18 protein-coding genes and 1 tRNA gene are annotated in these 15125 nt (G+C 67.9%); 14 read left to right on the plus strand and 5 right to left on the minus strand.

The window, feature by feature from the left end:
• Positions 1-146: 146 nt before the first annotated feature.
• Complete coding sequence (gene lipB, locus V6M42_RS04410; RefSeq protein ID WP_332677414.1) at positions 147-875, minus strand: lipoyl(octanoyl) transferase LipB; 729 nt, start codon at positions 873-875, stop codon at positions 147-149.
• A 30-nt stretch (positions 876-905) separates the two neighbouring features.
• On the opposite strand from lipB, the gene V6M42_RS04415 reads away from it, so the two are divergent.
• From V6M42_RS04415 to V6M42_RS04450, 8 genes are all read left to right on the plus strand, one after another.
• Positions 906-1202: a FliM/FliN family flagellar motor switch protein gene (locus V6M42_RS04415; protein WP_332658656.1), complete on the plus strand. Its 297-nt coding sequence runs from the start codon at positions 906-908 to the stop codon at positions 1200-1202.
• A gap of 168 nt (positions 1203-1370) precedes the next feature.
• Positions 1371-1457, plus strand: a tRNA-Leu gene (locus V6M42_RS04420).
• 64 nt (positions 1458-1521) lie between these two features.
• A complete protein-coding gene (gene mgtE / locus V6M42_RS04425; protein ID WP_442880924.1) occupies positions 1522-2931 on the plus strand; it encodes a magnesium transporter in 1410 nt (469 codons plus the stop codon).
• A gap of 63 nt (positions 2932-2994) precedes the next feature.
• Positions 2995-4326 carry a lysozyme gene (locus V6M42_RS04430; RefSeq protein WP_332677416.1) on the plus strand — a complete coding sequence of 444 codons (1332 nt, stop codon included), beginning with the start codon at positions 2995-2997 and terminating at the stop codon, positions 4324-4326.
• Positions 4327-4363: 37 nt separating this feature from the next.
• Positions 4364-5527, plus strand: coding sequence for an isovaleryl-CoA dehydrogenase (locus V6M42_RS04435; RefSeq protein WP_332677418.1), 1164 nt, complete (start codon positions 4364-4366; stop codon positions 5525-5527).
• Positions 5524-5934 carry a DUF3574 domain-containing protein gene (locus V6M42_RS04440; RefSeq protein ID WP_332677420.1) on the plus strand — a complete coding sequence of 137 codons (411 nt, stop codon included), beginning with the start codon at positions 5524-5526 and terminating at the stop codon, positions 5932-5934. The genes V6M42_RS04435 and V6M42_RS04440 overlap by 4 nt, the downstream gene beginning before the upstream one ends.
• Before the next feature lie 59 nt (positions 5935-5993).
• On the plus strand, positions 5994-6176 hold the full coding sequence (locus V6M42_RS04445) for a DUF3008 family protein (protein WP_332660028.1): 183 nt from the start codon (positions 5994-5996) through the stop codon (positions 6174-6176).
• A gap of 107 nt (positions 6177-6283) precedes the next feature.
• Positions 6284-6961, plus strand: coding sequence for an exopolysaccharide biosynthesis protein (locus V6M42_RS04450; protein WP_332677422.1), 678 nt, complete (start codon positions 6284-6286; stop codon positions 6959-6961).
• Between the two features lie 55 nt (positions 6962-7016).
• Here the strand turns inward: V6M42_RS04450 and V6M42_RS04455 are convergent, their stop codons facing one another.
• The 3 genes from V6M42_RS04455 to flbT all read right to left on the minus strand — a co-directional run bounded on the left by V6M42_RS04455 (position 7017) and on the right by flbT (position 8800).
• A complete protein-coding gene (locus tag V6M42_RS04455) occupies positions 7017-7847 on the minus strand; it encodes a flagellin (RefSeq protein ID WP_332660025.1) in 831 nt (276 codons plus the stop codon).
• Between the two features lie 202 nt (positions 7848-8049).
• Positions 8050-8418, minus strand: a complete 369-nt coding sequence (gene flaF, locus V6M42_RS04460) for a flagellar biosynthesis regulator FlaF (protein WP_332660024.1) — start codon at positions 8416-8418, stop codon at positions 8050-8052.
• On the minus strand, positions 8378-8800 hold the full coding sequence (flbT, locus tag V6M42_RS04465; protein WP_332660023.1) for a flagellar biosynthesis repressor FlbT: 423 nt from the start codon (positions 8798-8800) through the stop codon (positions 8378-8380). The genes flaF and flbT overlap by 41 nt, the downstream gene beginning before the upstream one ends.
• A 132-nt stretch (positions 8801-8932) precedes the next feature.
• On the opposite strand from flbT, the gene V6M42_RS04470 reads away from it, so the two are divergent.
• From V6M42_RS04470 to V6M42_RS04480, 3 genes are read left to right on the plus strand one after another with little or no spacing between them, the layout of a single operon-like run.
• Positions 8933-10720: a tetratricopeptide repeat protein gene (locus V6M42_RS04470; RefSeq protein ID WP_332677424.1), complete on the plus strand. Its 1788-nt coding sequence runs from the start codon at positions 8933-8935 to the stop codon at positions 10718-10720.
• A 37-nt stretch (positions 10721-10757) separates the two neighbouring features.
• Positions 10758-11204 (plus strand): hypothetical protein, encoded by a 447-nt coding sequence (locus V6M42_RS04475; protein WP_332660021.1) that lies wholly within the window; start codon positions 10758-10760, stop codon positions 11202-11204.
• Positions 11205-11215: 11 nt separating this feature from the next.
• On the plus strand, positions 11216-11425 hold the full coding sequence (locus V6M42_RS04480; protein ID WP_332677427.1) for a hypothetical protein: 210 nt from the start codon (positions 11216-11218) through the stop codon (positions 11423-11425).
• A 159-nt stretch (positions 11426-11584) separates the two neighbouring features.
• Here the strand turns inward: V6M42_RS04480 and cysS are convergent, their stop codons facing one another.
• A complete protein-coding gene (gene cysS / locus V6M42_RS04485; protein ID WP_332677429.1) occupies positions 11585-12994 on the minus strand; it encodes a cysteine--tRNA ligase in 1410 nt (469 codons plus the stop codon).
• Positions 12995-13086: 92 nt separating this feature from the next.
• Here cysS and folE point away from each other — a divergent pair, with 92 nt between their 5' ends.
• The 3 genes from folE to V6M42_RS04500 all read left to right on the plus strand — a co-directional run bounded on the left by folE (position 13087) and on the right by V6M42_RS04500 (position 14874).
• Entirely contained in the window at positions 13087-13704 is a 618-nt protein-coding gene (folE, locus tag V6M42_RS04490) for a GTP cyclohydrolase I FolE (protein ID WP_332660015.1), read from the plus strand.
• Between the two features lie 161 nt (positions 13705-13865).
• Positions 13866-14306: a biopolymer transporter ExbD gene (locus V6M42_RS04495; protein ID WP_332660014.1), complete on the plus strand. Its 441-nt coding sequence runs from the start codon at positions 13866-13868 to the stop codon at positions 14304-14306.
• A gap of 142 nt (positions 14307-14448) precedes the next feature.
• On the plus strand, positions 14449-14874 hold the full coding sequence (locus V6M42_RS04500) for a biopolymer transporter ExbD (protein ID WP_332677431.1): 426 nt from the start codon (positions 14449-14451) through the stop codon (positions 14872-14874).
• The last annotated feature ends 251 nt before the right edge of the window (positions 14875-15125 follow it).

Raw genomic sequence — 15125 nt, forward strand, 5'->3', positions numbered from 1 at the left:
GCGGGGTCGTGGTCAATCCGTCGAAATCGGAGCGGCTCTCGTACGAGCCTGAGGACCGGGTGATCGTGCTGGCGGAGGACTAGTTCACGCCGTCATTCCGGGGCCGCGCAGCGGAACCCGGAATGACGGGAGTTAGTAGACAAACGCTAGCGCTCGCCTTCCACCGGCGCCTCACCCGCCGCCGTCGCCCCGAACACCCGTCCGAAGCTGGTCTTCAGCGCCGCATCGGCCTCGTCCATGGTGGCGAGCACGCCCAGGTCGACAAGGCTGGTGACGCCATGCCCGGCGATGCCGCACGGCACGATGCCGCCGAAATGGCCGAGGTCCGGCTCCACGTTCAGGCTGACGCCGTGGAAGCTGACCCATTTGCGCACCTTGACCCCGATGGCGGCGATTTTGTCCTCGCGCGACCAGCCCGGGCCCTTGCGCTCGACCCAGACCCCGACCCGGCCCTCGCGCACGTCGGCCGGCACGCCGAACTCGCCCAGCGCGCCGATGATCCACTGCTCCAGCCCGCGCACGAAGGCCCGCACGTCCTTGCCGCGCGCATTGAGGTCCAGCATCACATAGGCCACGCGCTGGCCCGGCCCGTGATAGGTGTACTGCCCGCCCCGCCCCGTCCGGTGCACCGGGAACCGCCCCGCATCCAGCAGGTCGTCGTCCTTCGATGAAACGCCGGCGGTGTAGAGCGGCGGATGCTCCAGCAGCCAGACCAGCTCGGACGCCTCGCCGGCCGCGATAGCCGCCGCACGGGCCTCCATGGCCGCCACCGCCGCCTCATAGCCGACGAGGCCTTCGGACGCCGCCCATTCGACCGGACGGCCGTCGGCGCGGATCAGTTTCGAAGGGGCGGAATTTAAGGCTTGGGAAAGCATGATGCACCCAATGTGGGGGTCGGGAGCGCCATGCAAGACCAGACCGCGCCATCAAAGTCAGTAACCGAGTCCCCCATGAGCCAGATCGAAGCCGTCGAAGTCGAGATCTCGGTCGTCCTGGGGCGCTCCGTGCTGCCCATGAGCCAACTGCTCCGCATGGGCCGCGGGGCCGTGATCCCGCTCGACGCCTCCGAGTCGGACGAGGTCTGGATTCTGGCCAACAACCATCCCGTCGCCCGCGGCGAGATCGAAATCCGCGAGGACCGCATCGCCATCACCGTGACGCGGGCGGCGGATGTGTACGACTTCATGGCGGGCGCCGCTTAGCTGAGTGGCTAGTGGCTAGTGGCCAGGTTGGGCCGCAAGCCAGAAATCCCGTCCAGTCTCCCCTCGGCGAAAGCGCAAGAAAACTAGCCACTGGCCACTAGCCACTAGCCACTCACTTCCCCCTTCCCTTCCGCGCATCTCTCCGCTATCAGCCCCGCTCCGATGCGAGCGGTCGTGGCGGAATTGGTAGACGCGCAGCGTTGAGGTCGCTGTTCCTTAACCGGAGTGGAAGTTCGAGTCTTCTCGACCGCACCATCGAAACAACAGGGCGAATCTCGGCTAGAATCGAGCTGATATAAAACAGGGGAGGCCGAGCGTGATCAGCACCGCAACAGCCCCCCTGCCGCCTTCCCTCGACGACGACATCGATCACGACGCCCTCGACGAGGACTACGTCCTGACGGCCGCCTTCGTCGAAAAGGTCGTCGACGCCTCCGACGCCGGCGACGGCCTCAAGCTCCGCTCCCTGCTGGAAGACCTGCACCCGGCCGACGTGGCCGACCTGATGGGCTTCCTGACGGCCGAGCACCGCGCCGTCGTGGTGCTGTGGCTGCCGGCGGACCTGCTGGCCGAGACCCTGCCCGAGCTGGACGACAACATCCGCGAGGAGGTGCTGGAGCGCGTCCCGCACCTGACCCTGGCCGAGGCCCTGCAGGAGCTGGACTCCGACGACGCCGCCGCCGTGGTCGAGGATCTGGAGGACGACCAGCGCGAGAAGGTGCTGGCGGCCATGCCCGAGGTCGACCGCGCCGCGATCGAAAGCTCGCTGCGCTACGCAGAGGACTCCGCCGGCCGCCTGATGCAGCGCGAGGTCATGGCCGCGCCCTCGTTCTGGAACGTCGGCGACACCATCGACCACATCCGCAAACAGGGCGAGGACCTGCCCGAGCTGTTCTTCGACATCTACATCGTCGACCCGTCGAACAAGCCGGTCGGCGGCCTGCCGGTCAGCGGCCTGCTGCGCGCGGCGCGGTCGATCGCCCTGACCGACATCATGGAGCCGATCAACGAGATCACCGTCGATCAGGACCAGGAAGAGGTCGCCTACATCTTCGAGAAATACCACCTGATCTCGGCCCCCGTCGTCGACACGGAAGGCCGGCTGGTGGGTCAGATCACCGTCGATGACATCGTCAACATCATCCAGGAAGAGAACCGCGAGGACATCCTGCGACTCGCCGGCGTGCGCGACGAGGACCGGGGCTCGTCCGTGTCCGAGATCGTGCGCGGCCGCGTGCCGTGGCTGGCGATCAACCTGGCCACTGCGGTGCTCGGCTCGATCGTGATTTCGTGGTTCGAGGGCACGATCAAGGAGGTCGTCGCCCTGGTGATCCTTCTGCCCATCGTTTCGGCCATCGGCGGCAATGCCGGCACCCAGGCGCTGACCGTGACGGTGCGCGCGCTGGCGACCCGCGAGTTGAACAGCTCCAATGCGTCGCGGACCTTCCGCCGCGAGTTCGTCGTCGGGTTCGCCAATGGACTGGTGCTCGCGCCGCTGATCGGCGCCGCCGCGGGTCTGTGGTTCCAGGACTGGAAGATCGGCGCCGTCATCGCGGCGGCCATGGTGCTGAACCTGCTGGTTGCCGCGACGGTCGGCGTTCTGACGCCCGTGACCCTGTCCAAGCTGAAGTTCGACCCCGCCGTGTCCTCGGCGGTTTTCGTGACGGCGACGACGGATTTCTTCGGATTCCTGATCTTCCTTGGTCTCGCCACGCTTGTGTTGATCTGATCGGCCCATCCCTTGCTGGTTCTCCCAACGGGCGAGCCAGCCCGTCTCGATTTGGGTCAATCCGTGTCCGAAGCGACCACGCCACGTCTGAAGGTCTCCCGCGAGGGAGTCGTCCTCATCAAGAGTTTCGAGGGCTTCCGGCCGCACGCCGTACGGGCCGACGACGGGCGCTGGGTCATCGGCTACGGCCACACGGCCTCGGCGCGCGAGGGACTGACCGTCGGCGAACAGGATGCGGAGCTGCTGCTGCAGTACGACCTGCTGCCGGTGGTGCGCGCTCTCAATGAACGGGCGCCGGCCAGCCTGAACCAGCACCAGTTCGACGCCCTCGCCAGTTTCGCCATCTCGGTCGGGGTCGACCGGTTCCTGGCCTCCGACGTGCTGCAGCGCCTGAACGCGGGCGAGGCCGTTCAGGCCGCCGACGCCCTGATCGGCTGGCCGGAAACGCCGTCGCCCGACGCCCGTCTGCGCCGCCGCGCCGCCGAGCGCGCCCTGTTCGTCGCCGATCCGGGCTCGGCGGTCACCCTCGCAGATCTGCTGGCCGCGCCCCTGCCGGCGCCAACGGCCGCGCCGGTCGAACCTGGGCCGGATTCAGCCGGGGCCCGGGCAGCCGCCGTCGCCGCCCTTCTGGGGGAGACGCCGGCAACGGTGACCGCTCCGCTGGATGAGGCGGAGCCGGATCGGGACGCCGCCGGCGAGACCGCCGCTGCGGCTCCCGTCGCCGAGCCCGCGCCCCGACCGGTCGCCTTCAGCGCCGGCCACATGCAGCGCTATTCGCCCTATGCCGCCGCGATCATCGGTCCCCTGCCCGGTTTCGAAGCCGCGACGCCCGCCGCGACGCCCGTCGAACAGCCCACGGCGGCCGCTCCCGTCGCCGACGGGGCGGATGGGGCCCCGGCCGCAGAAGCCGAGGCGGCTCCGGCCCCCGCATCCCGATCCGTTGATCCGACGCCCGTCATCCCGCTGGTTTCACCGCCGCCCGGCCCGTCGCCCTTCCCGGACCTCGACCAGCCGCTGGTCCTGACGCCCCTGACGGAAGCCGACGTGGTCGCCGTCGAACGGCCCGTCTGGCCCGATGCGTTGCGCGAGACGCCGGCGACCGCGGACGGAACCGTGCTGTTCGACGACGAGCCGACCGCGCCTGTCCTTCGCCACGAGGTGGAGCCGGCCCGGCCGCGCCGCTTCGACTGGGCCGACACCGGCGCCTTCCTGATCATGGGCGGCGTGGGCCTGGCCGCCTGCGGGGCCTCGGCCGCCGCCTTCCGCCTCGCGGTCGAACAGCCCTCGCCCATGGGCGAGACCAGCGTCATCGCCTGGGCCCTGGCCCTGATCGGCGTGCTCTGCGTCGGCGTGTCGTCGTGGAACCTGTACGTCCGCTGGGGCAAGCCGGACTGACTTTCCGGCGGCCGCGCGCGGTGCTACCCCCGCGCTCATGAGCATTCCCAACGCCCCCCAATCCATGGATTTCGGCCTCGGCGAGAACGCCGACATGATCCGCGAGACCACCGCCCGCTGGGCCACCGACCGTCTGGCCCCGCTGGCCGCCGAGATCGACGAGAAGAACGAGTTCCGCCGCGAGCTCTGGCCCGAGATGGGCGAGCTGGGCCTGCACGGCATCACGGTGGAGGAAGAGTACGGCGGCCTCGGCCTCGGCTACCTCGAGCATGTGGTGGCGATGGAGGAGGTGTCCCGCGCCTCGGCCTCGATCGGCCTGAGCTACGGCGCCCACTCCAACCTGTGCGTCAACCAGATCCGCCGCTGGGGCACGGACGAGCAGAAGCGCAAATATCTGCCCAGGCTGATCTCGGGCGAGCACGTCGGCTCGCTGGCCATGTCCGAGGCCGGATCGGGCTCCGACGTCATGTCGATGCGGACGCAGGCCGTGAAGACCGGCGACCGCTACGTCCTGAACGGCACCAAATTCTGGATCACCAACGCCCCGTCGGCCGACACCCTGGTGGTCTACGCCCGCACCGGCGAGGGCAACGGCGGGGTCACCGCCTTCCTGATCGAGCGCGGCATGAAGGGCTTCAGCGTCTCGAAGAAGCTGGACAAGATGGGCATGCGCGGCTCGGACACCGCCGAACTGGTGTTCGAGGACTGCGAGGTCCCGGAAGAGAACGTCATGGGCCCGGTCGGCGGCGGCGCCGGCGTGCTGATGAGCGGCCTGGACTATGAGCGTGCGGTGCTGTCGGCGGGCCCGCTGGGCATCATGCAGGCGGCGCTGGACGTGGTCCTGCCCTACGTCCGCGAGCGCAAGCAGTTCGGCAAGGCGATCGGCAGCTTCCAGCTCATGCAGGCCAAGGTCGCCGACATGTACGTGGCCCTGAACTCGGCCCGGACCTATGTCTACGCCGTGGCCCGCGCCTGCGACGCCGGCAAGACCACCCGCTACGACGCGGCGGGCGCCATCCTGCTGGCGTCCGAGAACGCCGTGAAGGTCAGTCTCGAGGCGGTGCAGGCCCTCGGCGGCGCCGGCTACACCAAGGAATGGCCGGTCGAACGGCTGGTCCGCGACGCCAAGCTGTACGACATCGGCGCCGGCACCAACGAGATCCGCCGCTTCCTGATCGGGCGGGAGCTGCTGGGGTCGTGAGGACCGTCGGCGCCCTCGCCGTCCTGCTCGCCCTGTCGGCGTGCGCGACGGTCGAGGGCGGCGTCGCCTGTGCGCCGGGCTCGCAGGCAGGGACCACGGCCGAACTCTATTTCGGCCGCAATATCGGCGACCGGCCGGGGGTGACGGACGCCGACTGGCGCGCCTTCCTCGACGAGGAGGTGACGCCGCGCTTCCCCGACGGCCTGACCGTCATCGACGCCGCCGGCCAGTGGCGCAGCCGCGAGTCCGGAAGCATCCAGCGCGAGGCGTCAAAGGTTCTGGTGATCGTGCTGCCCGGCGGGGCGGACGACCGGGCGCATCTCGACGCCGTCCGCGAAGCCTACAGGCGCCGCTTCCGGCAGGAGGCCGTCATGCTGGTGCAACGCCCCGCCTGCATCGCGTTCTGACGGGAACATCCGGCCCGGGAAGCGGGTTCCTGTCGCGGGGGCGCGAAGAGGGACCCGACATGCCTGCCAAATCCGCCGCCCAGCAGAAGGCCGCCGGCGCCGCCCTGTCGGCCAAGCGCGGCGACACGCCGAAGTCCGAGCTGAAGGGCGCGTCGAAATCGATGATGTCGATGAGCGAGAAACAGCTCGAGGAATTCGCCCACACCCGGCGCAAGGGCAAGCCCGAACACGTGAAGCACTGACGCCGGTGCGCGCGACACGTCCGGCCGCCGGTCCAGGATTGACGATTGTTAAGTGGCGCGGCTCTACCGTCGTGCCTAGATCGGACAACCTCCGCCGGACACCGCCGATGCCCGACTACGACTATCAGAACGACACCCGGCCGTTTTCGCGGGTGTTGGAGGATATCGGCGCCAAGGACGACCCCAAACTGTACCTCGGCGAACTGGTGAACGCCTTCGGGGAGCGGGGCTTCGGCGCCCTGATGCTGTTCTTCGGCCTGATGAACGTCGCCATCGGCATCATCCCGGGCACGACCACGATCCTGGGCGCGCCCCTGCTGCTGATGGGGCTGCAGCTGACGATTCGGCAGGACCAGCTGTGGCTGCCCCGCTGGGCCCTGAAGCGCAGCATCGACCGGGAGGCCTACCGCTCGGGCCTGGAGTCGGTGCTGCCGCGATTGCGGAAGGTCGAACGGCTGTCGCGACCGCGGCTCTCGATCATGACCAGCGAGGTCTCCGAGGTCCTGATCGGCATCGTCACCTTCCTGCTCGCCTTCATCCTGATCCTGCCGATCTGGGGCGGCAACCTGATCCCGGCCCTGATCATCGCCACCTTCGGCTTCGGCCTGATGCAGCGGGACGGCCTGGCCATCGTCATCGCCTGGAGCGCCGTGGGGCTGATCTGCGTGGCCGGTCTGGTGGTCTGGCTCGCCTGGACCTGGGTCTCGCCCTTCCTCCTGCCGGTCTGGGAGTGGGCGCAGGGCCTCCTGCCCAACGCCTGGGCCTGGTTCACCGGCCTGTTCTGAACGACGAAACGCCGGAAGGGTCTCCCCCTCCGGCGTTTGTTCGAACCTGAAACGGTCAGCTGCGGAACAGCGACAGCACCAGCTGCGGCGTCTGATTGGCGATGCCCAGAGCCTGCACTCCCAGCTGCTGCTTTGTCTGCAGAGCCTGGAGCTTGGCGCTTTCCTTCGCCAGATCGGCGTCGACCAGATTGCCAACCCCCGCCTCCAGCGCGTCCGACAGCTTGCCGACGAACGTCAGGTGGGTCGAGAGCGCCTTCGACTTGGTGCCCAGCCGCGCGAGCGCGCCCGAGACCCTGTCGATGGAGGTGTTGACCGCCGTGAGGGCGGTCGTCGCCTTGGTCAGGGTGTCGATCTGCATCGTGCTCGCGATCGTCACATTCGTGCTGCCCAGAGCCAGGACTTCGCCGCCGACCGTGAGGTTGGCGGAGCCCGTCACATTGGCCAGAGCCTGGAACCCCGTCGCTCCCGTCTTCAGCAGGTTGACCCCGTTGAAATCGGCATTGGCGGTGACCGTGGCGATCTGGTCGCGAAGGGCCTTGAAATCCTCGTTCAGCGCCGCGCGGGCGGACGTCGTGAGCGACGCATCCTTCGCCGCGAGTGCCTTCTCCTTCAGTTGGAGCAAGAGGTCGGAGACCGTCTCGCCCGCCGCCAGAGCCACATCGACCGCGGCGATGCCCCGATCGAGCGACTGTTTCACAGCGCCCAGCGCCCCGATATCGGCGCGTTGCCCCTGGGCGATAGCCCAGATGGATCCGTTGTCCTTGGCGGTGGCGACAGATTTGCCGGTGTTGATCCGGTTCTGCGTCACCGACAGGGCGGCGTTGGTCGCATTCAGGTTCTGGAGCGCAATTTGCGCGCCCGTGTTCGTGTTGACCGACATAACCATCGGCTGTCCTTCCATTCTGGTCGGGTGAAGAACGGCCTTCTGGCCGTCGAACCAGTTCTGGTTCGCGCACGTCCACGCAAGGATCGGGCCGGTCTCCGGGCCGAATCTAGCTGAACTCTTTCAGTGGTTTAGATGTTGAGCGCGTGGACGCCAGGCAGGTCTGACCGGCCCCTTGCGGCGCGTCTTGCCTACCGTCCCGCGCTCAGGCGGCCTGGGACGCGCCCGGCCCGGCCAGACCCTGCATGACCATCTTGTTGATGTCGATCAGGGCCTCGAAATCGTCCTCGCCGCGCATGATGGCCGAGGAATGACGGCTGACGAACAGGCTGATCGAGATGATCTGGGCCCGCAGACCCTTGTCCATCGCATTGTCGGGATTGGCGCAGTCGGTCGCCAGCGCCGACCACAGCCGGCGGTTCCAGTCCAGGGCGTCGATCCGGGTGGCGAGGTCGCTCGCGTCCACGGTCGAGGCGTGCATCAGCGCCCGGGTCACCTGCCCGAACAGGCGGTATTCCGTCTCACGCGGGTTTTCAGCCCGTGTGGCTGCGGTCTTGTAAGCCTGCAGCGACATTCGCCAGCCCCTCCTCGTAATCAACCAGTTTTCGCGCCGCCATCAGGGCCTTGTAGTATTCGCGCGCCATGACGTGGCGCGACGCCGCCACGCAATCCGCCAGAACCTGCGGGTTGCGCGTGGCGCTCATGAACTCGCTCAGACGCAGGGCGAACTCGTCATAGACCTTGGGGGCCGAGGTCTCGTCCAGGTACATCATCATGACCGGGAAATAGACGCGGGTGGCCGGGCTGTTGACGTCCTCGGGCTGGAGGATGTCCTTCTCGCGCAGCACCGAAGCCTTGTTCTGGAGAATCAGCACGCCCCGGCGGTCGCCGTTCTGGACCACCGCGCCGTTCAGCACGAATTTCTCGCCGGGTTTGAGCGACAGCTTGAGCGGCATTTTCGGGGGCATCTCCTGACCGGCCCGCGGCGACGTTAGGAAGCCGGGAACGAACGCACGCTAAACAGTCGTGGTTAACCATGTCTTGTGAAACCGGCGGCGATCCTGCCGGAACACCATCAGGATCGATCCATGTCCGCAGCCGATCTGGCTCCAGAATTCGTCCACGCCCCGCAGCTGGCCGCGCAGGGCACGGCCGGCGACTCCGCCTCGCCGGAGGCCATCCGCAAACTGTCGCACCAGCTGGCCAATCCGAAACTGGCGGTGAAGGCCCAGCGCAAGTCGCTGGAAAAGCTGAAGGCGGCCCTGATGGCCGTTCGCGGCGGCGACTTCGCCCTCGGGGCCCGGCGCGCCCTGGATGCGTTGAAGATCGACGAAACCAGCGGTCTGGCCTGGCATATCCTGGCCATCTGCCGCGAGAAGTCAGGAGATCTGGGTCAGGCCCTGATGGCCTATGAGGCGGCGCTGAAACTGCTGCCGAACGAGACCGATGTCGCCCATGACCTCGGCCGGCTGGCCCAGCAGATGGGCTATCTGGAGATCGCCGAGAAGCTGCTGCTCAAATATCTGGCCGCCGACCCCGGCCACGTCGAGGCGACCAACAACCTGGCCTGCGTGCAGCGGGACCAGAAACGCTACGGCGACGCCGTCGAGACCCTGCGCGCGCTCCTGGGGGTCGAACCCGAATCGCCGGTGCTGTGGAACACCCTCGGCACGGTGCTGAGCGACCAGGGCGACATGACCACCGCCCTGACCTTCTTCGAGGAGGCGCTGCGGCATGATCCGGGCTTCGCCAAGGCCCGCTACAACCGCGCCAACGCGCGCCAGCCGCTGGGCGACGCCCTCGGCGCGCTGGAAGACCTGGACGCCGCCCTGCCCGGCGCGGAGAGCCCCTATGAGCGGGCCATGATGACCATGGCGCGGGCCCTGCTGCTGATGACCCTGGGCCGTATTCCCGAAGGGTTCGAGACCTATGAGGTGCGGCTCGACCCGCACCTCCCGGAAGCCATGAGGGTCGCCGTCGAGGCTCCCCGCTGGGACCCGAAGACGCAGGACGTGCGCGGCAGGCGGCTGCTGATCGTGGGCGAACAGGGCATCGCCGACGAAATGGTGTTCGGCACCTGCATCGGCGACGCCATCGAGGCGGTCGGGCCCGACGGCAAGGTGTTCGTGGCCGTCGAACCCCGCCTGATGGGCCTGTTCCAGCGCGCCTATCCGCAGGCGGTCTTCGGGGCCCACAAGGCGGTCAAGCTGGAAGGCCGGATCACGCGCTACATCCCCTTCATCGAGGAACTGGAGGATGGCGTCGATTTCTGGATCCCGATGGCGTCGCTGCTGGCCGTCTATCGCCCGTCCATCGACCGCTTCCCGGACCGCCGGGGCTATCTGAAGGTCGATCCGGACAAGGTCGCCCATTGGCGGACCGAACTGGAGAAGCTGGGCCCCGGCCTGAAGGTCGGACTGCACTGGAAGAGTCTGGTGCTGACCGGATCGCGGGCGCGCTATTTCTCGAGCTTTGAACGTTGGCGGCCCGTGCTGGAGACGCCGGGCGCGGTGATGGTCAATCTGCAGTGCGGCGATGTCGCCGAAGACCTCGCCGCGGCCGAGGCCGCGGGCGTGTCCATCTGGACCCCGCCGATCAATCTCAAGGACGATCTGGAGGACGTCGCGGCCCTGTCGGTCGCGCTGGACGTGGTGATCGGTCCGGGCATCGCCGGCACCAACCTGGCGGCCGCCGTCGGCGGCGCGGCCTGGATGATCACGGCGCCGGACGACTGGCACTATCTGGCGACCGACAAATATCCGTTCTATCCGCACCTTCGCTATTTCCGCCGCGACAGCTTCGACGCCTGGGAAAGCGCCATCGAGCGCATCCGGGCGGCGCTGGATCAAGCCGTGAAGACGGGGAACGCCGGGTAGCTGAGCAGCGTTGATCTCCCGAACAGGGAGGCCCGTCATGCCCGAACGCGACGACTACTCGGACGATCAGGAACAGTCGGAAACCTACGACGAAACCCACATCGACGATGAGGGCGACGGCGACATCCTGCTGGACGAGGCCGATCCCGTTCTGGACGTGACCCAGGTCGACGGCGACGCCGACGAGGAGGAGTTCGACGAGGACGCCGAGGATGATCTGGACGAGATCCAGGGCGCCGCGGGCATCGAGGCCGAGGCCGACGCCCTGCTGGGCGTCGACGGCGAGCGTCTGACCGAAATCGACGGCGAGAGCGCCGGCGGCCGCGGCCCCGACGAGGTGGAGCTGGTCTACACCGGCCTCATGCGCAACGTCCGCGGGGCCCAGGCCAGCGCCGCCCATTGGGAAGCCAAGACCCTGTCAGACGACGACATCGCCGGCCTGGGCTACGGCCCCGACGGCGACGAAGATCACCCCAAGGAATAAGGAGGGCGGCCATGACCACTCAACCCTACAGACCCGACCATCAGCAGGCCCCCGCCGACGACGTCCCGCATGCCCGCAAGGCGCCCCGGGAGGAAGGCAAGCCCGACCAGCTCTGCGAAGCGGAACGGGATTCGGAAGATCGGCAGGAGGCCCTGCTGGACGAGGGCCTGGAAGAGACCTTCCCCGCCAGCGATCCGGTCTCGGCCAAGCGGATCACATAGAACTGTCTCCTCCCTGTCGCCGGAGGCGATGGGGAGGGGGACCGCCGCGCCCTTCGCGCGGGGGCGGAGGGGTAGACGCAGGGAGCGCGGTTCGGCGCCCCTCCACCGCTTCGCGGTCCCCCTCCCCGTTCGCTGCGCGAACAGGGAGGAGACGGATGACTAGCCCTTCACCCGCCAGGTCGCGCCTGCGGGGCCGTCCATGACGACGACGTTCAGGGCGTTCAGCCGGTCGCGGATGCGGTCGGCCTCGGTCCAGTCCTTGCCCGCGCGGGCGGCGGCCCGCTGTTCCAGCAGAGCCTCGACCTCGGTGCGCAGGTCGTCGGAGACCTCGCCTTCCAGCCAACCGGCGGGATCGGCCTGAAGCACGCCCAGGATGGCGGCGGCGGCGATGAGTTCGCCCTTGGCGCGGGCGACCACGCCCATGTCGCCCGCCGTCATGGCGCGCTCGATCTCGCTGGACAGGGCGAACAGGGTCGCCATGGCCCCCGGGGTGTTGATGTCGTCCTCGATGGCCTTGAGGAAGTCCTCGGGCGGCTCGTCGCCGTTGGCCTCTACCGAGGCGGCGCGGTGCAGGGCGCCGTACAACCGGTCCAGCGCCTTGCGGCTCTGGTCCAGCAGCGACTGGTTCCAGTCCAGCGGCTGGCGGTAGTGGGCGCTCAGCAGGGCCCAGCGGACCACCTCGCCCGGGATGTTCTGCACCAGATCGTGCAGCAGCAGGACGTTGCCGATCGACTTGGACATCTTCTCCGCGTCGACGGTCAGGAAGCCGTTGTGCATCCAGTAGCGGCTGTATTCAGCGTGGGCGGCCGGCTCATGGGCGTGGCCGTGGGCGCAGACGCCCTGGGCGATCTCGTTCTCGTGGTGCGGAAACACCAGATCGATGCCGCCGCCGTGGATGTCGATCGGCAGGCCCAGCGTCTCCTCGATCATGGCCGAGCATTCGATATGCCAGCCCGGACGCCCCTCGCCCCAGGGCGACGGCCACGACGGCTCACCCTCCTTCGACGGCTTCCACAGCACGAAGTCGTGCGGATTCTTCTTGTAGGGCGCGACCTCGACCCGGGCGCCGGCGATCATGTCGTCCAGGTTCCGGCCCGACAGCTTGCCGTAGGTCCCGTAGGACGAGACGTCGAACAGCACATGGCCCTCGGCGGCGTAGGCGCAGCCGTGATCCATGATCGCGCCGATCTGTTTGACGATGGCGTCCATGTGGTCGGTGACGTGGGGCGCGATGTCCGGCGGCGAGACGTTCAGCCGGCCCATATCCTCCAGATAGGCGGCCTCGTAGCGGGCGGTGACCTCGCCAATCGGCGTGCCCTCCTTTGCGGCCTTGGCGTTGATCTTGTCGTCCACGTCGGTGACGTTGCGGGCGTAGATCACCCTGTCCGCGCCATATTCGCGGCGCAGAAGGCGGACCAGCACGTCGAACACCACCGGCGGCCGGGCATTGCCGATATGGGCGTAGTCATAGACCGTGGGGCCGCAGACATAGAGGGTCACCCGGTCCGGATTTCGCGGCGTGAACACGCGCTTTTCGCGGTGCAGGGTGTCGTGCAGGGTCAGCGGCATAGTGACGTGGTAGCTTTCAGTTTTCTTGCAGGACGCACCTGCGCTCCCATATAGCCGTCCTGCTGCACAAGCGAACAGCGTCGAGATCGAGAATGAGCGTCATCCCCGTCAAGCCGGTCCTGGTCGGAGACAACGACCCCGCCCCGCGCCCCTCGCGCGAGAAGGCGCTGGAGGCGGTGCGCACCCTGCTGGCCTGGGCCGGCGACAATCCCGACCGCCCCGGCCTGATCGACACGCCCCGCCGCGTGGTCGACGCCTATGGCGAATGGTTCGACGGCTATGACGCCGACGTCGAGAAGGAGCTGAGCCGCACCTTCGAGGACGTCCAGGGCTATGACGACATGGTCCTGCTGCGCGATATCGAGGTGGAGAGCCACTGCGAGCACCACATGGCCCCCTTCATCGGCAAGGCCTATGTCGCCTACATTCCCAACGAGAAGGTCGTGGGCATTTCCAAGCTGGCGCGCGTGGTCGAGATCTTCTCGCGCCGCCTGCAGACGCAGGAGGTGCTGACCAACCAGATCGCGGCGGCCATCGAATCGCATCTCGAACCGGCCGGCGTGGCCATCCTGATCGACGCGGAACACCAGTGCATGACGACCCGGGGCGTGCACCATCGCCACGTTTCGACCATCACCACCCGGTTCACTGGCGTCTTCAAGTCCGACGGCGCGCTCAAGGATCGTTTCCTCAAGCTTGCAAAGGGCTGATCGGCTCGCCTCACGGGCGTATTTTGCGCAATCGCCCCGCTTCGGAACCTCAAGGGGCCCGAAGCCGCTTTACAAGCGAGGTGCGGAACGCCAAGAGACGAACCGAACGTCATAGCTTGCGCTCGCCGCCATCGCGCCGAGCCTCATGGAGACACTGAAGCATGGGCGCCAAACTTTCAGGTCCCGGTGGTCAGGGCGGCAAGACCATCGAGCAGAACGCGGACATCAACGTCACGCCGTTCGTCGACATCATGCTCGTGCTGCTGATCATCTTCATGGTGGCCGCGCCGCTGGCCACCGTTTCGATCCGCCTCGACCTGCCGCCCGCGACCCCGCCCCCTCCGGGCGAGATCAAGGAGCCGGTCTACATCACCATCCAGGACACGGGCTCGATCTTCATCGCTGAGAAGCAGACGTCGCTCGAAACCCTGGTCGCCGACGTTTGCGCCGCCCTGGGCGGCGGCAACCCGGGCTGCAAGGAAGAGCGCGTCTTCGTCCGCGCCCAGCCGGAAGTGAAGTACGACCAGTTCATGGAGGTCATGAACGCCCTCCAGGAGCAGGGCTTCTACAAGGTCGGCCTGCTGAACGAAGACATCGACTAGGCCTCACGCCTGTCCGAACGAACGAGGGCCGCATCCGGCGAGGATGCGGCCCTTTTTCGTGCCTTGAATAAGTCACAACGCGAGCGGGAACTGCTCAGGTCATTCACGGGTCCGCGTGAGCGGACCAAGGGAGGAAACGACCATGGGAAGCAGACTTTCGGGAGCGGGCGGTCACACCGGAGCCGCGCACCAGAACGCGGACATCAATGTCACCCCCTTCGTGGACATCATGCTGGTGCTGCTGATCATCTTCATGGTCGCCGCGCCGCTGGCCACCGTGTCGCTGAAGCTTGATCTGCCGCCGCCGGTCGCCGACGTCGCGCCTGCCGATCCGGTCTACATCACCGTGCGGGACAACGGCGCGGTGTTCATCGCCGACAGGGAAACCTCCCTGGCGACCCTGGCCGCAGACACCTGCGCGGCGCTGGGCGGCGGCGACTGCCGGTCGGAGCGCGTCTTCGTCAGGGCCGAACCGGACACGCGGTACGACCAGTTCATGGGGGTGATGAACGGCCTCTACGGTTCGGGCTTCACCCAGGTCGGCCTGCTGAACGAGGACATCGACTAGGCCTCACGCCTGTCCGAACGAACGAGGGCCGCATCCGGCGAGGATGCGGCCCTTTTTCTTGCCCGGCGTGAGGGCGGCTACTGGACCGACTGCCGGGGCGCGGCGGGTGTCGAGGCCGGGGCCGTTGCGGCGTCGGAAGGCTGATACGGGCGTTCGCCCGCCGGTTCGGCCTGCGCCGGAGCAGGCGCGGGCGGACGGGCGGCGGGACGGGCCGCCGGACGGCGGGCGGGCGGACGGGCGGCCGTGCGGGT

It is taken from the genome of Brevundimonas sp., from assembly GCF_036677305.1.
Taxonomy (GTDB): domain Bacteria; phylum Pseudomonadota; class Alphaproteobacteria; order Caulobacterales; family Caulobacteraceae; genus Brevundimonas.

What these genes read in the sequence shown, in the direction of transcription:
- flaF (WP_332660024.1), bottom strand. Translation starts at nt 8,418, where the DNA reads ATGTCGCTGCAGGCTTACAAGACCGCAGCCACACGGGCTGAAAACCCG.
- V6M42_RS04445 (WP_332660028.1), top strand. Translation starts at nt 5,994, where the DNA reads ATGCCTGCCAAATCCGCCGCCCAGCAGAAGGCCGCCGGCGCCGCCCTG.
- flbT (WP_332660023.1), bottom strand. Translation starts at nt 8,800, where the DNA reads ATGCCGCTCAAGCTGTCGCTCAAACCCGGCGAGAAATTCGTGCTGAAC.
- lipB (WP_332677414.1), bottom strand. Translation starts at nt 875, where the DNA reads ATGCTTTCCCAAGCCTTAAATTCCGCCCCTTCGAAACTGATCCGCGCC.
- V6M42_RS04475 (WP_332660021.1), top strand. Translation starts at nt 10,758, where the DNA reads ATGCCCGAACGCGACGACTACTCGGACGATCAGGAACAGTCGGAAACC.
- V6M42_RS04455 (WP_332660025.1), bottom strand. Translation starts at nt 7,847, where the DNA reads ATGGTTATGTCGGTCAACACGAACACGGGCGCGCAAATTGCGCTCCAG.
- V6M42_RS04480 (WP_332677427.1), top strand. Translation starts at nt 11,216, where the DNA reads ATGACCACTCAACCCTACAGACCCGACCATCAGCAGGCCCCCGCCGAC.
- V6M42_RS04495 (WP_332660014.1), top strand. Translation starts at nt 13,866, where the DNA reads ATGGGCGCCAAACTTTCAGGTCCCGGTGGTCAGGGCGGCAAGACCATC.
- cysS (WP_332677429.1), bottom strand. Translation starts at nt 12,994, where the DNA reads ATGCCGCTGACCCTGCACGACACCCTGCACCGCGAAAAGCGCGTGTTC.
- V6M42_RS04435 (WP_332677418.1), top strand. Translation starts at nt 4,364, where the DNA reads ATGAGCATTCCCAACGCCCCCCAATCCATGGATTTCGGCCTCGGCGAG.
- V6M42_RS04450 (WP_332677422.1), top strand. Translation starts at nt 6,284, where the DNA reads ATGCCCGACTACGACTATCAGAACGACACCCGGCCGTTTTCGCGGGTG.
- folE (WP_332660015.1), top strand. Translation starts at nt 13,087, where the DNA reads ATGAGCGTCATCCCCGTCAAGCCGGTCCTGGTCGGAGACAACGACCCC.
- V6M42_RS04415 (WP_332658656.1), top strand. Translation starts at nt 906, where the DNA reads ATGCAAGACCAGACCGCGCCATCAAAGTCAGTAACCGAGTCCCCCATG.
- V6M42_RS04500 (WP_332677431.1), top strand. Translation starts at nt 14,449, where the DNA reads ATGGGAAGCAGACTTTCGGGAGCGGGCGGTCACACCGGAGCCGCGCAC.
- V6M42_RS04470 (WP_332677424.1), top strand. Translation starts at nt 8,933, where the DNA reads ATGTCCGCAGCCGATCTGGCTCCAGAATTCGTCCACGCCCCGCAGCTG.